The following is a 16,434-nucleotide window of genomic DNA, read 5'->3' as shown; positions in this document are numbered from 1 at the left end:
CGGCTGGACGACCGCGGTCGTCCAGCTTGCTTATCTTAACTGGCTGTCTTTACTGCCGCGTCGGTTGTATCCGCTGTGGCTTGCCTCGCGCTTATCACGCTCGCTCTGGCATTTAATGCAATAGCGCACGCCGGGTAAGGCCAGCCGACGCGCCTCGGGGATGGGCTCACCGCATTCATCACAATATTCGGCACTTTCGCCGTGTGCCAGGTGACTGCGCGCCCTGGCAACCGCATCATCGACAGTGGCGTCAATCTGATCCTGAACCGCACCATCGCCAGACCAGCCGCTAGCCATATTCCGCCTCCTCTGTCTCCGTTAACCTTAAAAGAGTACAGTTAATCGCCCGTATTTGAGAAATCGAACGTTGCTCTTTTTAAGGTGACTGTGATGATCAAACCAAAAACCAATAACCGGCTCGACGAAGACATCTGTGTGCATATTTTCACCGCTTCGGCTGCGATGGTCGGTGTCTGTATCACCGTCATCGGTATTTTTCAGGTGATTACCGCCTTAAGGCGGGAGGATACGCTGGGTGACGATATGTTGGCCGTCAATGCCATTCTGTATCTGGTGACCACTATTATGTCCTACTGGGCGCTGCGTACCCGCAACCAGCGGCGCAATCATAAGCTGGAAAAGTTCGTCGATATTCTTTTTCTTGTCGCATTAACCTTTACCACGGTGGCCGCCGGAGTGATCACCTGGGCCATGACGTTCACTTGATTATCACTCGTCAGGCCATCGCCAGGCAGGCACGTCCAGCATGCTTTGTCCCTTGATTCGGGTCTGCCCCAGCTCTTTTTCCAGTTCGATCATGTGGCACTCCGGGTCACGCATCAGCGCGTTCACCAGCCGGTTGGCATGTGATATCACCCAAATCTGCGTGTGCTGCGATGCCTGCAGAATCAGCCGTGCCAGTGCGGGCAACAGGTCCGGATGCAGGCTGGTCTCCGGTTCGTTCAGTACCATCAGTTCCGGGGGACGCGGCGTCATCAGCGCCGCAACCCAGAGAATAAACCGCAGCGTGCCATCCGATAACTCGGCAGCAGAAAGAGGGCGTAACAGTCCCTTTTGGTGGAAGGCCAGCGAGCTGCGTCCCCCGGCATGGTGGATGACTTCGAGACGACTGCCGGGAAAAGCGTCATCAATCGCATGGGCCAGCGCGTGCCGATCACCGATTTCCATGATCGTCTGAAGCGCCGATGCCAGGTCTCGCCCGTCATGATGCAGGACGGGGGTACGCGTCAGCAGTTGTGCCTGGCGGGCGGGTGCATCTTTATCCGTGCGAAAATGATCGTAAAAGCGCCAGTTGCGGATCGTTTCACGCACCTGGAACACTTCAGGGGCAGCGTGAGGGTCCGCCAGCTGATCAAACATGCTGCCATACACCGGTATTTGCTGAGAGACGACCTGCCACTGCCGGTCCTCCCGGACCTTAATCAGATTGCCTTTCCGCTCGACTAAGGAGGAGGCGGGGCGATAATAAGGACCGCTAAAAATGACCTCGCGTTTGATCTCCGGATCATGAGCAAAGGCTGATGAACTCGGGGTGGGCAGGCCGAGTGTGATGGCGTAGCCAAAATGGTCACTGGCGAATCCCAGTTTCAGCCGCAGCACATTGTGGCGCGGCCCACCCTCAATCGGCACATCTCCACGCCTCATGCCAGGCGACAGCGTTTCTGGTCCGGCCCAGTAGGTTGAAGTCAGCCCGCCTTCTTCAGCCAGAGAACTGATCACCCCCTCTTTTGCTGTTTCGGCAAGCAGGCGCAGCGCCTTGTAGAGATTGGATTTCCCGCTGCCATTTTCACCGGTGATGACGTTCAGCCGCCCTAACGGCAGGGTGAGATCGCAGATTGAACGATAATTGGCGATAGAAAAGCAGGTCAACATAGGCTTGGTTTTTTCCTGGATAGTGATGCCAGCTGAGTTATCGGCAGGGAGGGTTTTCTCTGACATTCCAGGAAGAGGAGCGACAGGGTTCCCACTCATACAAACCGTTAACTTATTGATGCTTCATTTGTTAGTCATAAAATTTCAGCTTGAAATTCCCGTTCAGGATTTGCCATTGCGGGAACAACCTTATCACTCTCGCGTGACAGTGTAACTCTTCAGGACTTGCTATCTCTGCCGTTGCCCGATTTCTCTTACCTGAATTTTGCAAGTAAACATGTATTTTACTGTTGGTTGCATGGGTAAGTGGTACTGTGACGGCATTACCCTTCCTGTCAGTACCCAAAGGAAAAGCATGTTAACCGGCAAATTTTTAATCAAGCCACTGTTAGTGGCATTACCCCTTTATACCTTCTTTTCATCATTCGCTGTTGCTGCTCCGATGCCTGCAAATCGCGCAGAAGCGCAAAAAGTCAGCAGGCATGTTGATTCTACTATGCAAAATCAATGGGTTAATTGCAGTTCACAAGGCGAAATGAGCCAGGACAACTGCATGTATGGTTATACGGCGTTAACCTTCGACGATGCGATGAAAAAGGAAGGTTATAGCTATAAAGATACGCTGCATCAGATTGCTGAGCGCAATTCGATGACCAGTTACATGGACTCAGGTCTGAAGGCTATGTTCTCTCCAATGGCCGCATTAGAGACCAAACAGGGGACAAAGTTTTTTGTCCAGCATGACCTGGTTTACAAAAAAGATGTGAAAACATTACGGGGTATTTTTGCTGAAAATTACCCGGATGCCGTCCCACAAAAGCAAGGGAAGCATCATTCCAAAAGATATGAAAATCTGTCAGAGGGTATGTAGCTTAATTGCCCAGCCAGAGATGGCTGGGGTGCAATCATCACCTTTCAGGATGCAGCGGATCGCAAAAAACGGGCACTTAACGACATCGTTAAAGCCAGTAATACAATACCGATAATAATACTGGCCACTCGGGTAGCCGCAATGGACGGCTCTGTGCGCCAGACTTCATCCTGAATATAAACAATCAGCCAGGCAACAGTGAATTGTCTGCCAAAGTAACTTGCCTTTGCACCCTGCTGCAGGATGCAACCCACGCCAAGCCCGAAGACAAGTGCTATCAGATACGGTATCGGCGCTCCCTGTAATACCGGCATCATCACTAAGCTGGCCAGCGCCGCGGTAAGACAACCGAGCAATCGCTGTTTCATACGCGATATCACCTGCTGATTTGTGTCTGTTACGCCTTCCGGAAGAGTGAGTAACGCCAGCACAGTGATGATCGCTTGCCAAAAACCAGCAAGATTAAACGTGAGGAGAAGGACGGTAACGATGGCGACCGTCACACCCCCCTGAAAAGCCAACAATATCCTCACCCGGGCCTTTAGTTTTTCTTTGTGACCGGGAGGCGTAACGGCAGAGGCAGGAACCAATAGACCTGGAAATCGCTGTAGTGGCTTAAATAGCAGGTGAGTCAGTACGCATATTGAACAACCTAATGCGACCTCTGCCACCCTTGCTGCGATAAAGATTTTTAAGTGGTGGATGTCGAAGGTGTGCTGCGCTTCTGACATCACCATTATGGCCGTCACACCGCCAAGCACCCATGCATACGAAAAGGCAGAACCATTTGCCAGCCAAACCGTCATTCCGCCTGTAAGCGCAGATAAAAGCGTTAACGCAATGGGATTGTGAGCGACGAGGGGCAACAAAATTAATGCAAGGCCGCCACCAGCCAGCGTTCCCAGTACACGCTGAATGGCACGCACGAAACTATCAAAGGTGGTGTTTTTCATCACGGCGAAGCTGCTCAACGCTGCCCAGCCGGGATAAGTCATTCCTGACGCATCAGAAATGAGAACGGTGAGAAGCACAGCGACGATGACTTGCAATGAGAACAACAAATGCTCAGGTGAGATTTGCCAATAATTCCGCATGGTTCGAAAATGCATCATTTGGTCTCCTCACACCCGGCATTCGACAATGGTGGCCGCTCCTGATTTTGCAGCACTGATTATCAGGATAGTGTTGGCTGACGTTATGGTCTTTTAAATTTCTTAAGGTGACTCTGGAGAGTCCATTAACGTTGGTGGAAGGTTGGCTTCAGGGCATATTTACCGTCACCCGTCAGGGCAAGAACGATCAGACCCACAATCCAGAAAGCAGGGAATTCCCAGCCACCATTCGGATTCGTAAAGAAGAAACCAGCCGGACCGTGGACGCTATAGATAGCACCCAGTAAAACCGGAATTAACAGTACAGCCACGACGCGAGCATAAACACCGAGGATAAGTGCAATGGCACCCACAAATTCTACGGCCATAGTGACATAGGCCAGTCCACCGGGCAGGCCGAGTGATGCGAAGAATTTTGCTGTCCCGGCTGGTGTGAAAACAAAGAACTTCAGACCGAAATGGGCCAGGAACAGGATGCCCAGTGCGATGCGCATGATAAGGGCAGCGTAAGGGGTGGTACGGTTATCAGTCATGGTTATATCCTCTCAGGTAGTTGATAAGGAGAATGTACCTTCTTTTCGGAGAGAGTATTATCCGCCTCAAAAGGGCATGTTTATTTCCATTTTGGAAATTATTGCCAACTGGTGGGTGGGAAAACTGCAAATAATCCCAGCGGCTGCACCTCATAACGTTCAGGAATGGGTACGGGAGGGGAGACGGGTGATACCTAACCCGGAGCAGGCCGCCTGGAGGCACACTTCAGCGTTTGAGAACTTCAGCCTGCCGTGGACTGCCTGTAGCAGTTGCTCATTATGCCCATCGCGAAAAGGCCAATGCCAGGGAGCGCGGAAATTGGTATCCACAATGCATTCATTTCTCTCGTCGTTTCGTTGGTTATATCTCGTTCCGTTTGAAGCGCAGATAAGAATCCGTGGCGAGTTTATCTTCTCACCGGTAATTCAAGAGGTAGTCATTATTTTGACGGTTACTGCCGTTCGTTTGAATCAGATTGTAATATTGAAAGCATTATAAAATGAAACCTAAAAATTTATTCTCTCTGGGTTTACGTTCTAACTTAATATGCACTGCGTCTGAATTCCATCGTCAGTTTTACGACGATAGATCACGATTGTTTTCTTTTTGCATTGGACTCACTAAAAAAAGACTGAATACTATTGATGTCATTTATTGATACAGTATCTGACACTTTCCCATTAGATAAACCATCAAAACCATGCACTTTGGACAGAATTTGCTCACCCCAGCTTAAGCTGGAGAGCTATATAATCGCGGCTAAACCTGCCGGAGATGAAGTGAAGATAGGGCGATGAAAAAAACGGGACGGAGAACATTCCTGTATCTGAAGACGTGCAGGATAAACAGAAAGAAAAGCAGCTGATAAAAAGTGACATTTTTCACGCAAATTACGACAATTTAAAAAGGAAGATACCAATGCGTATTGCCATACTCGCCCTGGAGGGCAGTGTACTTTCTGCTATTGCAGGCATGGCTGATTTATTCTGGATCGCTAACAAGGCCCTGGCTGCTTCTCCGGCTCATGCAATCAGATTTCCCAATAAACCCTTTGAAACCCTCATTGTAAGTTCAGATGGTGCTCCCGTCTGGGATACGGAAGGCCGACTCATTCACATTGACAGTTCATTCCAGGCTGCCGGTCAACCCGATGTGGTCATTGCCCCGGGTATGTTACTTGGACCAGACCTGCAACCGCTAAATATAGATAACATCAGACTGGCGGCCGCCTGGTTTAAGAAGTTACATGAAAATGGCGCTGTAATTGCCGCTACGGGAACTGGCGCGATTATTTTAGGAGAGGCGGGATTACTCAACGGAAGGTCATATACCACTACGTGGTGGGTCAGCCATATGCTGAAAGAACGCTATCCTGAAGCGATACCAGTACGAGGAAAAACGCTTGAGGAAGATAGCGGCATTCTTACCACTGGCGGATGTTTCTCCTGGATATCACTGGCTCTGAGTGTCATTGAAAAGGGAGCAGGGACCGAGGTGGCAACTCTCGCATCAGAAATGTCCCTCGCGGATAACCACCATTTGCGTCAATATCTCAGCACATCCCCAGGTTCCATCAACTCTGGCTCTGCTTTTTTGCTTCGTGCTCAGGAGATTATTCGATTTCAGAACCCATCCATCAAGGCAGCAGAACTGGCTGTCGCGCTTAACACTACCGAACGGACCTTGCAGAGAAGGCTTAAGGTGCTGTCGCAGGAAACCCCGAAAGAATTCATCACCAGAGTCAGAATTGAATCAGCCTGCAACATGCTAATCAGTACCAGCGTCAGCATTCAACAGATAGCCAGGAACTGCGGGTATTCTGAGGATACCGCGTTTCGTAAAGCATTTAATCAGATCATGGAGATGTCACCCGCGCAATATCGACAATGGATGGCTGCACGCACTTCTGCTCTTCAGAAATAAGGTCGCCACATTGCCTGATACCTGCCTCCGGCAAATCAAGAAAATTGAGAGAAAAGGCGCAATTCAACCATTTAATTTGAAGTAATTTTTTCGCACCTTTTGCCGATGGATCGGCAGTGAAATTTATTAACCTCCAAAAGGTAAGAATGATGAATATATCCCAGCGGCTTGCTCTGACTTTTATTTTACTATCTGCATCATTAATTATAACCGGCGTCCTGGCCATCCGCATACTGACCGGATTTCAGGATCGTTTTGAGTATGTACAGGTAAACGCAATACCCTCCATAAAGGACCTGAGTGAGCTTATTGATCGCACCAATAAACTCTCGCTGACATTGTATAAACACCAGAGCCAGACTGATAACACCCGCATGCCTCCTATTGAAAGTAATATTACACAGCGAATTTCTGATATTAATAAGCTCGCTAATTATTACCTGGAAAACGACATATCAAGTGATGAAGACAAGAAAATGACGGAGAACGGTCTTGTGATACTGCGTCAGGTAGAGACGCGTCTGCCCGAATTTCTCCGGGCATCACGGTCACATCAGGACGATGTGACTTTAGGCCTGCTTGAAAGTGAGAATGGGATTGGAGGTTCTATCAAAATGCTTCAGGAAAATTATCGCAAGCAGCTGGAGCTGAATATAACGCTGGGAAATGGATTGCGAACCGTCAACCATAATATCTACCAGCGAACGGTATGGTCCATGAGCGTGGGGATAACATTAACTATTTTGCTTCTTGGCACGCTGGCAACTCTGACTCTTTTAAGGATACGCAGGAGCCTAAAACGAATCGGCGATGTGATGAATCATACCGGTGATAATCTGGATCTGAGCATCGCTGCTGATGAAAGTAGCAAAGATGAAATTGGTGTAATGGCAGGTTCATTTAATCAGCTGCTTAAACGTGTCGGTCTGGCGCTTAATTCGGTCAGTTCGGCCTCCCATTTAGTGAGTTCAGCGTCGGCACAAATTGCCGCAGGTAATGAGGATCTTTCCTCCCGAACGGAACAGCAGGCTGCATCGCTGGAACAGACAGCAGCAAGCATGGCAGAGTTGAGCGAAACAGTAAGGCAAACTGCGGACAATACCCGGCAGGCGAGCCTGCTGGCAGGTAACGCATCCGAACTTTCCGATGCCAGTGCCGCATCTCTGTCAAACATGCTGGATACGATGGGAGAGATCAGGAACAGCTCGAAAAAAATTACTGAGATTGTGTCATTGATTGAAGGCATTGCATTTCAGACCAATATTCTTGCCTTAAACGCAGCGGTAGAAGCCGCACGGGCGGGTGAACATGGTAAAGGGTTTGCAGTGGTTGCGGGGGAAGTGCGCAATCTTTCACAGCGTTCAACACAGGCAGCCCGCGAAATAAAGCAACTAATCGATACCTCCTATAGCCTGGTTGAATCGGGTGCGATTCAGGCGGAAGCCGTCGAAAGCAATATGACCAATCTTAAGGGGGCTTTCCGGCAGGTAAACGATTTGGTGAGCGAAATAGCTGCCGCTGCGGAAGAGCAGAACACAGGCATTACACAGGTACATCTCGCAATCAGCCAAATGGATGATGTCACACAGCAGAATGCGGCACTGGTTGAAGAAGCCTCCGCCGCTTCAGTCTCTCTTCAGGAGCAGGCAAAGACGCTGCTCGGACTGGTTAATCAGTTCACCCTGACAAACACTGAAGTGCCAGTTTTTCAGCAAAGTGAAGTTGCCAAACCGCCAGTCGCGTCCGCAAAGCCGTTGATCAGGCAAACTCTCTCGATCAGCAAGGGAAATGACGCCGATTGGCAGAGTTTCTGATGGGTGATGAGCTGATAAAAGGACAAAAAATGGACATCGATGGATTCCTTCTTTATGGGCAGCACCATCAGGAGATATTGATCAAATTTGAGCAGGTTAATACGCTGCTACAGCAACTGACAGATGGCATATATCAGTCTCTGGACGTATACATGAACAACTGCAACCATCTGCGCGAGCTGATTAATCAGACGTTGGTCCTACTGCGTAATAAAGAGTTTGAAGCGTATTTGATCCAGAATGACGCTGCGCTTTATTACAATCTGCAGAGCGTCATGCTGGCTGTACAAATACTGAGGAACTTGCTGGATAACCTCACCGGGGCAATGAAGCGCTCTGTATTGGAGCCTTCTTCATTGTAGCGAGGGTCGAATTGATGAATTTTCTGCATAAGTGCAATCAGATTTCACGTATTAACCCTGCAGGTGTATTTATTTTAGAATGATGCCATTAATTTCGTGGAGGAACTCTACAGTGGAATATTCAGTATTAAGCAATAACCTTAAGATGCCAATGGCTGGTTTTGGTGTTTTTAAAGTAACCGATAAAGAAGAATGTAAACAGTCCGTGTTAAGTGCTATCCGTGCAGGCTATCGTCTTATCGATACCGCAGCCGTATACGGCAATGAAGACGCCGTTGGTGATGCCGTGCGTGAAGCCATCGCTGAAGGTTTGTGTACCCGTGAGGAGTTATTTATTACTTCTAAATTGTGGGTACAAGACATGGCTGGTTACGATACGGCCAAAGCAGGCATTGAAGCATCGTTAAAAAAATCAGGTTTAGAATACTTTGATCTCTATTTACTGCATCAGGCAATGCGCGATTATTTCAGCGCGTGGCGTGCATTAGAAGACGCTTATGAAGCAGGGAAACTGAAAGCGATTGGTGTGTCCAATTTCTACGCTCACGTTTTAGTAAATTTCTGCGAAACAGTCAGAATTAAGCCAATGGTGAACCAGGTCGAATTACATCCTTACTTTGCACAACCTGAAGCGCTTGAAACCATGAAGTACTACAACGTTCAGCCTGAAGCCTGGGCGCCATTAGGCGGAGGAAGGCATCAGCCTTATGAAAATGAAATCCTCCAGAGGATTGCCGAAGCCCATAAAAAAACCATTGCTCAGGTTATCCTGCGCTGGAATGTGCAACGTGGTGTCACCGTCATCCCTAAAACCACTCGTCAGGAGCGTATTGAAGAGAACTTTTCTATCTGGGATTTCTCATTGACGGATAACGAAATGGCTCAAATTGGTTCACTTGATTTAGGCTACGTAGGTGAGGCAGTAAAACACTTTAATCCTGAATTTGTCCGCGGTTGTCTTGGCGTGAAAATTCATGACTGATCGTTAGTCGAGAGATATCCCGTGTAATCGGTCGCCTATGGCGACCTTACATACAAATTATCGGGCATCACTGTTCGTAACTTCAGAAACGGGAAAACCATGTCGTTTGCCCAGCCAAACGACCACGAGTGTTGTTGACAACAATACGAGCATGGTCGGCACAAACGCGCTGGCCCCCAGTCGTTCCAGCAGTACACCTCCGACGATGCCGCCACCGGCTATTGCCATGTTCCAGGCAGTGACCAGTATAGACTGTGCGATATCTGCAGCCTCTCCTGCTGTTTTCGCCAACGCCGTCTGGAAGAGGGTTGCGGCACCGCCGAAAGCCAGCCCCCATGCAGCCACTGTTAGGTACACCACACCCGGTATACCTGCACCGATACCCAGTACCAGCATGGCCAGGCCAAACAAAATGGTGCTGACCAATGTCAACGCGCGCAAATAGCGGTCAATCAAAACGCCGACGATCCAGATCCCGGGCAACGACGCAACACCGAATACCAATAGCACCAAATCCGTTTGTTCGGCCATGCCTGCTTTAGCCAGAAACGGTGCGATGTAGGTATAGAGGATATTGTGTGCCAGCACGAATGCCAGCACGACTGACAATACCGGCCTGACACCTGCCAGGGTGAAAACATACCCAAGGGAAAGTCGCTTGCCTGCTGCCTGTCCGGCGAAGTCAGGTAGCTTAAGGCGTACCCACGCCATAAGTAGCAGCGCCAAAGCACTAATCAGGCCGAAACAGGTGCGCCAACCCATCACATTGCCCAGTAAAGTTCCAGCCGGGACACCGATCGTTAATGCCAATGGTGTACCGGCCATCGCAATGGCAATGGCCCGGCCTTGCTGATGTTCGGGTACCATGCGCGCGGCATACCCAGCCAGCAGCGCCCAAAGCAGCCCAGCCGACACGCCCGCCAGAAATCGCGCCACCAGCATCAGCGTGTAGCTGCCGGACAACGCCGTGACGGAATTGGCAATAACGAATCCCGTTATCGCCAGTAACAATAATGGGCGGCGTCGCATACCTTGCGTTGAGGTAGTCAGCGGGATAGCTGCCACCAACGAACCCATGGCGTAGACGGTGACGGTCTGGCCAATCCATGCTTCAGACACCGCCAGGCTTTGTGCCATTGGCAGGAGCAAACCAGCCGGCAGGGCTTCGGTCAGGATGGTGATGAAAGCAGCTGTCGCTAGCGCCAGTAGCGAGGTCAGCGGTAAGGGTTCATATGCAGCGGTGCTCATTGTACATTCCTCCGCACACGCCGTTCTGTGTCTTCACCGGACCGCGCAACCACCACCTTGCCGGTTATGCCGTCATTTTCAACTAACCAATGAGCAGGTTGAATCAGCATGGAACCGAAACGAAACGTAATCGCAGACATGCGTGCAGAGGTATCCGTCATCACCTTACCTCCAGTGCGCTGTAAACCGCATCGCGCAGATCGGTGACGAAGCGCCCGGACATGCCTTCATACAAGGTGTTGGTGAAGGCAACTACGCTGAGTCCTTGTGCTCGATCCACAAACCATGAATGGCCGTAGGCACCGCCCCAGCGCCAGGTTCCTTCGGATTCTGGCGACATCGCCAATTTCCGGTCGCGCAGGACTGAGAATCCTAAACCGAATCCGAACCCCGGCGCGGCCGGCAATGCATAGCCTTGCGTCTGGTCCCGTTCCATTTCAGCGATCAATTCACTGGGCAGCAGGTTGCCACCGCCCTGGCGTAAGGTTTCCAGCAGGTGCAGAAAGTCGCCTGCCGTAGCAGCCATACCTGCTCCTCCAGAGGGAAACGCTTGCCGATCGAAAATGCGCGAAGGGCTGTAGCAGATGCCGATCGTATCCTCAAAAGCAGGTACAACTTCGCCTTCTCTCAGTCGATGTGGCAGGGGCGTGCCATTGGCGTAGGCGGTCGCCACACGTTGTGCTTCGTGCACGAAAAAATCGGTATCCTTCAAGCCCAGTGGGCGAGTGACCAACTGGCCGACAGCGACATTCAGCGGCACACCCTGCACTCGTTCGATCAACGCGCCTAATACGTCAGTTGCCAGTGAGTAACCCCAGGCTGTGCCGGGCTGATATAGCAAAGGGACGCTGCCGATACGACGTAAGTTTTCTTCCAGGCTGATATCAGTGGCATCCATACCATCGGACACGCCTGCTCGCGCATAAGGCCCCTCCCTATCAGGCTCGAAGAAGCGATAACCCAGTCCTGCCGTATGGCTGAGCAGTTGCCGTACCGTCATTCGCGCGGGACGACAATCCGGCAGGACCGGGCGAAATTCAGGCAACCAACGGTCGATGCTGTCGTCGAGGTCGAGGTGCCCCTGAGCAACCAGGACCAGCGCTGCGGTTGAAGTGATGGGCTTACTTACCGATGCCAGACGGAAAATTGTATCCACGGTCATCGCCCGACAGCTTTCACGGTCGGCCCAGCCTGCGGCCTGTTGATAAAGTAGTTGGCCATCACGGGCCACCAGGACCACAGTACCGACCAGCCTTTGTTGCTCCAGCGCCAGTTGCACAACGGTCTGGATATTTGCAGACAGATTGCCTGGCGCAGCGCCGATACTCAGCGAAACAGGTGAAATTGTCACAGGTAATTCCTTTCATTAATGAACCTGTACGGCAGGGTAGATTACCTGTGATTAGAGAAAAAGTAGGGTACAGTTTCGTTTTGACCGGAACATTATGTCCGTAATTAAGGTGCTCTATGGATAGCCTCAATGGCTTCGTGGTGTTTGTACAGGTAGCAGAAACACGCAGTTTTGTTGCAGCTGGTCGCCTGCTGGGTGTATCGGCTTCAGCCATCGGTAAGAGCGTGGTGCGTTTGGAAGAAAAGCTGGGGGTGCGTCTGTTCCATCGCAGCACGCGCAGCGTCACACTGACAGCCGAAGGCACACTATTCCTGGAGCGCAGCAGACGTATTCTGGCTGAAATCGAAGCAGCAGAACTGGAACTGTCGCAGGCAACAACTGAGCCGCGGGGTCGCCTGCGCGTCAGTTTGCCGCTGGTCAGCCCCTTGATGCTGCCCGTACTCGGCGAATTCATGCGTGAATACCCGAAAATTGAGCTGGATTTGGATTTCACCGATCGGCTGGTCGATGTGATTGAGGAGGGGTTCGATGCCGTAGTCAGGACCGGCGATCCCACCGACTCGCGGCTGTCTGCCCGGCGACTTGGCACCTTCCGTTCGCTACTGGTGGCGTCGCCCGATTATCTGGCGCGACGAGGTGTGCCCGACAAACCTGTTGACCTTCTTGAACACAGTTGTTTGCATTATCGCTTCCCCAACAGTGGCAAACTGGAACCCTGGGTATTGCGCTGGGCTGCCGATGAGCCCAGATTGACGCTGCCGACTTCGATGATCTGCAACAATATCGAGACTCGCGTATGTTTCGCCTTGCAGGGCCTGGGTATTGCCTATCTACCGGTGTTCGCGATCAGGGAGCTTCTGGCGGATGGACGTTTGCGTGCCGTGCTGACCGATTACGCAGAACGTACGGGTGTTTTTCATGTGCTGTGGCCAGCCAGCAAGCATCCTTCACCCAAGGTCAGGGCCTTCGTTGATTTCCTCGGCTCGCGGGTGTTTCCCGGGGATCACTGACTGAGAGCGAGGGGTAACAGTGACGCATTGGAACTTGCGCTATCTGAAGGATTATTCATTTCTGACATTTCATAAGTTTTTTTTATTCTTTGTTTCCCCCACACGGATGTGGGAGCGTAGCAGGTACACACATGCGCTGATTTTAAAGGACTTTTATGAGCAACCAAAAAGCAACACATAAGAAAAAAATATTAACAACGGTGTTCCTGACCACGCTGTTAGTTTCCGCTGCCGCCAGTGCCGATCAGTTAGCGGATATCAAAGCCGCCGGTGAAATCAAGGTCGCGACCTTCGATGCAAATCCACCGTTCGGTTCCATTGATGCCAAAAGTCATGAACTGGTGGGCTACGATGTGGACTTTGCTAAAGCCCTCGCTAAATCGCTGGGCGTGAAGCTGAAACTGGTCGCTACCAATCCGGCTAACCGCATCCCACTGTTGCAATCTGGCAAGGCTGATTTGATTGTCGCCGATATCACCATTACCCCGGAACGCGCCCAGGTTATCGATTTCTCCATCCCCTATTTTGTGACCGGTCAGCAGTTCCTTGTCCCGGCAACATCACCCGACCAGCTGGATAAATACAGCCACGCGCGAATTGGTGCGGTGAAGGGCACAACCGGTGAACAGGCGTTGCATCAACGCTATCCGCAGGCCAGAGTCCTTGCCTATGACGATATTCCGCTGGCGCTGACGGCGTTACGCAACGGTAATGTTCAGGCGATTACTCAGGACAGCACCATCCTCGCCGGGCTGCTGGCAGCGGCACCGGATAAGGCCAATTTCAAAATCCTGCCGACTCTGCTTAGTAAAGAAGAAATTGGTGTGGGTGTGAAAAAAGACCAGCCCGCATTGTTGAAAGTCGTCAATGATGAGCTGCTGGCGCTGGAGAAAAATGGTCAGGCCGCGCAGATCTATAACACCTGGTTTGGTCCGGGTACGCCAGCACCTTCACCCCGTAACTTCAGGATTGAAGCGAAGTAAACGCCCATGTTCCTTATAACAGCGGTATCCGCGGCCCAGGCTGCGGATTTTTCACATCTGCAGCAAGCCAGTGTTACCTTTCGCCGTGTCGGTAAGCGCTACGGCGACCGCCAGGTACTGAGTGGTGTGGATTTGCATATTGAGTCGGGCGAAGTGGTGGCGATCATCGGGCCATCCGGCTCGGGTAAATCGACGCTGATACGTCTGATCAACCAACTGGAAAATCTTAGCGAGGGTGAAATTTTCGTCGATAACCGCCCCACGGCAGGCTTGTCGGGCGCGGGTTTACGCCAGTTGCGTAGTCGAATCGGCTTCGTCTTCCAGCAGTTTAATTTGTACGCGCATCTGACCGCATTACACAACATCAGCGTGCCACTCCAGGTGGTGCATGGCTGGAAAAAAGCGGCGGCGCAGCAGCGGGCCCACGAGTTACTGGTCCATGTCGGACTGGCCGATAAAGCCTCGCATCTTCCGTCCCAGTTATCGGGTGGTCAGCAACAACGTGTGGCGATTGCCCGGGCGCTGGCCTCGTCGCCGCAAATCATTCTTTTTGACGAGCCAACTTCCGCGTTGGACCCGGAGATGATTGGCGAAGTGTTGCAGGTGATGAAATCACTGGCACAGAGTGGCATTACCATGATTGTGGTGACGCACGAGATGCAATTTGCACGCGAGATTGCTGATCGGGTGGTGTTTATTGATGGCGGGGAGATTCTTGAAGTGGCATCTCCGGCACGTTTTTTCCGTCAGCCGACCCATCCGCGTGCCCAGCGCTTTCTGAAAAAAGTGTTGGATCCCCTGCATCAGGACTTTTTCTCATGAAGCTGCATTTCGACTGGCATGGGGTGCTCAGCGGGCAGCCTTTGCAGTGGCTCCTGAATGGTTATGTGACTACCCTGTGGGTCAGTGTCATCGGCGCATTACTGGCAACAGTGCTGGCCGTGCTGTTGTTGTTTCTGCGTCTCAACGGTCATGCGCTGGCGTTACGAGGCGTTGCGCTGTGGGTTTCCCTGTTCCGCAATACCCCGATTCTGGTCCAGTTCCTGTTCTGGTATTTTTCCGCCTGGAATCTGTTGCCGCGTGTCTGGCGCGACTGGATCAATGACGATCATCCCGGCGCATTGTTACCTGGTGACGTCAGTTGGCTGACGCCGGAATTTCTGTGCTCAGCATGGGGGTTAGGGTTCTTCATCTCCGCCTTTCTGGTCGAGGAGATCAGCGCCGGGTTAGCTGCCGTGCCGGACGGGCAGCGCGAAGCGGCGGTCAGTCAGGGATTTTCCACCGCAACGGCGCTGCGCTGGATATTGTTGCCGCAGGGGCTGGTGAATGCCTGGCAGCCGATAACCGGTCAGTACCTGAATTTAATGAAACTCTCGTCGCTCGCCAGCGGGATCGGTTTTGCCGAACTGACCTATCAGGTACGCCAGGTAGACAGTTATAACGCCCATGCGCTGGAAGCCTTCGCGGTGGGAACGGTGTTGTATCTGGTCACCGGCGTGCTGCTGGGATTTGCCCTCGGATGGCTGGAACCTGGCCGTCGCCTTATGGGAGGTGAACCATGAACGGCGGCTTGCAAGTTATCGTCGATAACCTCGGGTATTTGCTGTGGGGGAACCTCGCCAACGGCGAACCCGGCGGGGTACTCCTGACCTTGCTGATGGCTATCGGTGCCGCGCTGCTGGCATTCCCGGGCGGTATGGCGCTGGCGTGCCTCGCCTGGCGATGCCGTGGGGCGGTGCGCTCACTGTTGTTTCTGTGGGCTGAGCTTATTCGTGGCATCCCGCTGATCTTTGTGATCTTCTGGCTTTGGTATTTGCTACCCGCGCTGACCGGCAGCGATATGCCGGGCGCACTGACCGTGACGCTGGCGCTGGCCTGGTTCACGGCGGCCTCGGTGATGCATAGCACGTTAGCCGGATTACAGGCGTTACCACCGGGTCAACACCAGGCGGCACAGAGCCAGGGATTCTCAGACGGTCAACTGTTGTGGCATATCCTGCTGCCGCAGACGCTGCGCAATATTCAACCCTCTCTGGCTGGCATCGGCATCAACCTGATCAAGGATACCTCGCTGGCCTTTATCCTCAACGTGCCGGAACTGATGACGCTGGCAGGCCAGGTCAACAATCGGGTGCAGGTTTATCCTGCGGCGTTGTTTGTGTTTACCGGGTTGGTTTATTACCTGTTATGTACCGGGCTGGCGCAGCTGGTACAACGGCGCAGAGTCTGATAAGGAGAGTGCTCTGTGTCATTTCTCTTTTATCTGGATAAACGTTGTCCGCGCACTATAGCGCTAGTGCTTTATTTGCATAACGATATAAAATGAATTTCTATATTCAGAATCCGCAAAG

17 protein-coding genes are annotated in these 16,434 nt (G+C 51.8%); 11 read left to right on the top strand and 6 right to left on the bottom strand.

Annotated elements, in window-relative coordinates; all coding sequences use genetic code 11:
• Positions 1-30 precede the first annotated feature (30 nt).
• Entirely contained in the window at positions 31-297 is a 267-nt protein-coding gene (locus AC6I8X_RS26365; RefSeq protein WP_299446895.1) for a DksA/TraR family C4-type zinc finger protein, read from the bottom strand.
• Positions 298-390: 93 nt separating this feature from the next.
• On the opposite strand from AC6I8X_RS26365, the gene AC6I8X_RS26360 reads away from it, so the two are divergent.
• Positions 391-726 carry a hypothetical protein gene (locus AC6I8X_RS26360; protein WP_313684767.1) on the top strand — a complete coding sequence of 112 codons (336 nt, stop codon included), beginning with the start codon at positions 391-393 and terminating at the stop codon, positions 724-726.
• Positions 727-729: 3 nt separating this feature from the next.
• On the opposite strand, the gene AC6I8X_RS26355 is transcribed toward AC6I8X_RS26360, so the two are convergent.
• Positions 730-1,893 carry an AAA family ATPase gene (locus tag AC6I8X_RS26355; RefSeq protein WP_497841726.1) on the bottom strand — a complete coding sequence of 388 codons (1,164 nt, stop codon included), beginning with the start codon at positions 1,891-1,893 and terminating at the stop codon, positions 730-732.
• Positions 1,894-2,248: 355 nt separating this feature from the next.
• On the opposite strand from AC6I8X_RS26355, the gene AC6I8X_RS26350 reads away from it, so the two are divergent.
• On the top strand, positions 2,249-2,764 hold the full coding sequence (locus tag AC6I8X_RS26350; protein WP_497841725.1) for a hypothetical protein: 516 nt from the start codon (positions 2,249-2,251) through the stop codon (positions 2,762-2,764).
• A gap of 44 nt (positions 2,765-2,808) precedes the next feature.
• On the opposite strand, the gene AC6I8X_RS26345 is transcribed toward AC6I8X_RS26350, so the two are convergent.
• Both AC6I8X_RS26345 and AC6I8X_RS26340 read right to left on the bottom strand, forming a co-directional pair.
• Entirely contained in the window at positions 2,809-3,876 is a 1,068-nt protein-coding gene (locus tag AC6I8X_RS26345; protein WP_497841724.1) for an FUSC family protein, read from the bottom strand.
• A 125-nt stretch (positions 3,877-4,001) separates the two neighbouring features.
• A complete protein-coding gene (locus tag AC6I8X_RS26340) occupies positions 4,002-4,409 on the bottom strand; it encodes a DoxX family protein (protein ID WP_313684775.1) in 408 nt (135 codons plus the stop codon).
• A 919-nt stretch (positions 4,410-5,328) separates the two neighbouring features.
• Between AC6I8X_RS26340 and AC6I8X_RS26335 the strand changes: the two genes are divergently transcribed.
• The 4 genes from AC6I8X_RS26335 (at position 5,329) to AC6I8X_RS26320 (ending at position 9,491) form a co-directional block, all read left to right on the top strand.
• Positions 5,329-6,333 carry a GlxA family transcriptional regulator gene (locus tag AC6I8X_RS26335; protein WP_497841723.1) on the top strand — a complete coding sequence of 335 codons (1,005 nt, stop codon included), beginning with the start codon at positions 5,329-5,331 and terminating at the stop codon, positions 6,331-6,333.
• Positions 6,334-6,482: 149 nt separating this feature from the next.
• Positions 6,483-8,147: a methyl-accepting chemotaxis protein gene (locus AC6I8X_RS26330; protein WP_313689340.1), complete on the top strand. Its 1,665-nt coding sequence runs from the start codon at positions 6,483-6,485 to the stop codon at positions 8,145-8,147.
• Positions 8,147-8,509 carry a hypothetical protein gene (locus AC6I8X_RS26325; protein ID WP_313689335.1) on the top strand — a complete coding sequence of 121 codons (363 nt, stop codon included), beginning with the start codon at positions 8,147-8,149 and terminating at the stop codon, positions 8,507-8,509. The genes AC6I8X_RS26330 and AC6I8X_RS26325 overlap by 1 nt, the downstream gene beginning before the upstream one ends.
• 112 nt (positions 8,510-8,621) lie before the next feature.
• Complete coding sequence (locus tag AC6I8X_RS26320; protein WP_313689332.1) at positions 8,622-9,491, top strand: aldo/keto reductase; 870 nt, start codon at positions 8,622-8,624, stop codon at positions 9,489-9,491.
• Between the two features lie 57 nt (positions 9,492-9,548).
• Here the strand turns inward: AC6I8X_RS26320 and AC6I8X_RS26315 are convergent, their stop codons facing one another.
• On the bottom strand, positions 9,549-10,739 hold the full coding sequence (locus tag AC6I8X_RS26315) for an MFS transporter (protein WP_313689330.1): 1,191 nt from the start codon (positions 10,737-10,739) through the stop codon (positions 9,549-9,551).
• A 160-nt stretch (positions 10,740-10,899) separates the two neighbouring features.
• The gene (locus tag AC6I8X_RS26310; RefSeq protein ID WP_497841722.1) at positions 10,900-12,090 is read right to left on the bottom strand and encodes a serine hydrolase domain-containing protein; all 1,191 of its coding nucleotides are present in this window, start codon (positions 12,088-12,090) and stop codon (positions 10,900-10,902) included.
• Between the two features lie 116 nt (positions 12,091-12,206).
• Between AC6I8X_RS26310 and AC6I8X_RS26305 the strand changes: the two genes are divergently transcribed.
• From AC6I8X_RS26305 to AC6I8X_RS26285, 5 genes are all read left to right on the top strand, one after another.
• Positions 12,207-13,100 carry a LysR family transcriptional regulator gene (locus tag AC6I8X_RS26305; RefSeq protein WP_313686976.1) on the top strand — a complete coding sequence of 298 codons (894 nt, stop codon included), beginning with the start codon at positions 12,207-12,209 and terminating at the stop codon, positions 13,098-13,100.
• A gap of 155 nt (positions 13,101-13,255) precedes the next feature.
• A complete protein-coding gene (locus AC6I8X_RS26300) occupies positions 13,256-14,083 on the top strand; it encodes an ABC transporter substrate-binding protein (protein ID WP_497841721.1) in 828 nt (275 codons plus the stop codon).
• A 6-nt stretch (positions 14,084-14,089) separates the two neighbouring features.
• Complete coding sequence (locus AC6I8X_RS26295; protein WP_497841720.1) at positions 14,090-14,905, top strand: amino acid ABC transporter ATP-binding protein; 816 nt, start codon at positions 14,090-14,092, stop codon at positions 14,903-14,905.
• Complete coding sequence (locus AC6I8X_RS26290; RefSeq protein WP_497841719.1) at positions 14,902-15,645, top strand: amino acid ABC transporter permease; 744 nt, start codon at positions 14,902-14,904, stop codon at positions 15,643-15,645. The genes AC6I8X_RS26295 and AC6I8X_RS26290 overlap by 4 nt, the downstream gene beginning before the upstream one ends.
• Positions 15,642-16,313, top strand: coding sequence for an amino acid ABC transporter permease (locus AC6I8X_RS26285; RefSeq protein ID WP_497841718.1), 672 nt, complete (start codon positions 15,642-15,644; stop codon positions 16,311-16,313). Before AC6I8X_RS26290 ends, AC6I8X_RS26285 begins: the two co-directional genes overlap by 4 nt.
• The last annotated feature ends 121 nt before the right edge of the window (positions 16,314-16,434 follow it).

Source organism: Pantoea sp. X-Soil-TKNS-1280, assembly GCF_059730475.1.
The sequence above is the reverse complement of the archived record's forward strand: the minus strand, read 5'-3'. Positions and strand labels throughout refer to the sequence as shown.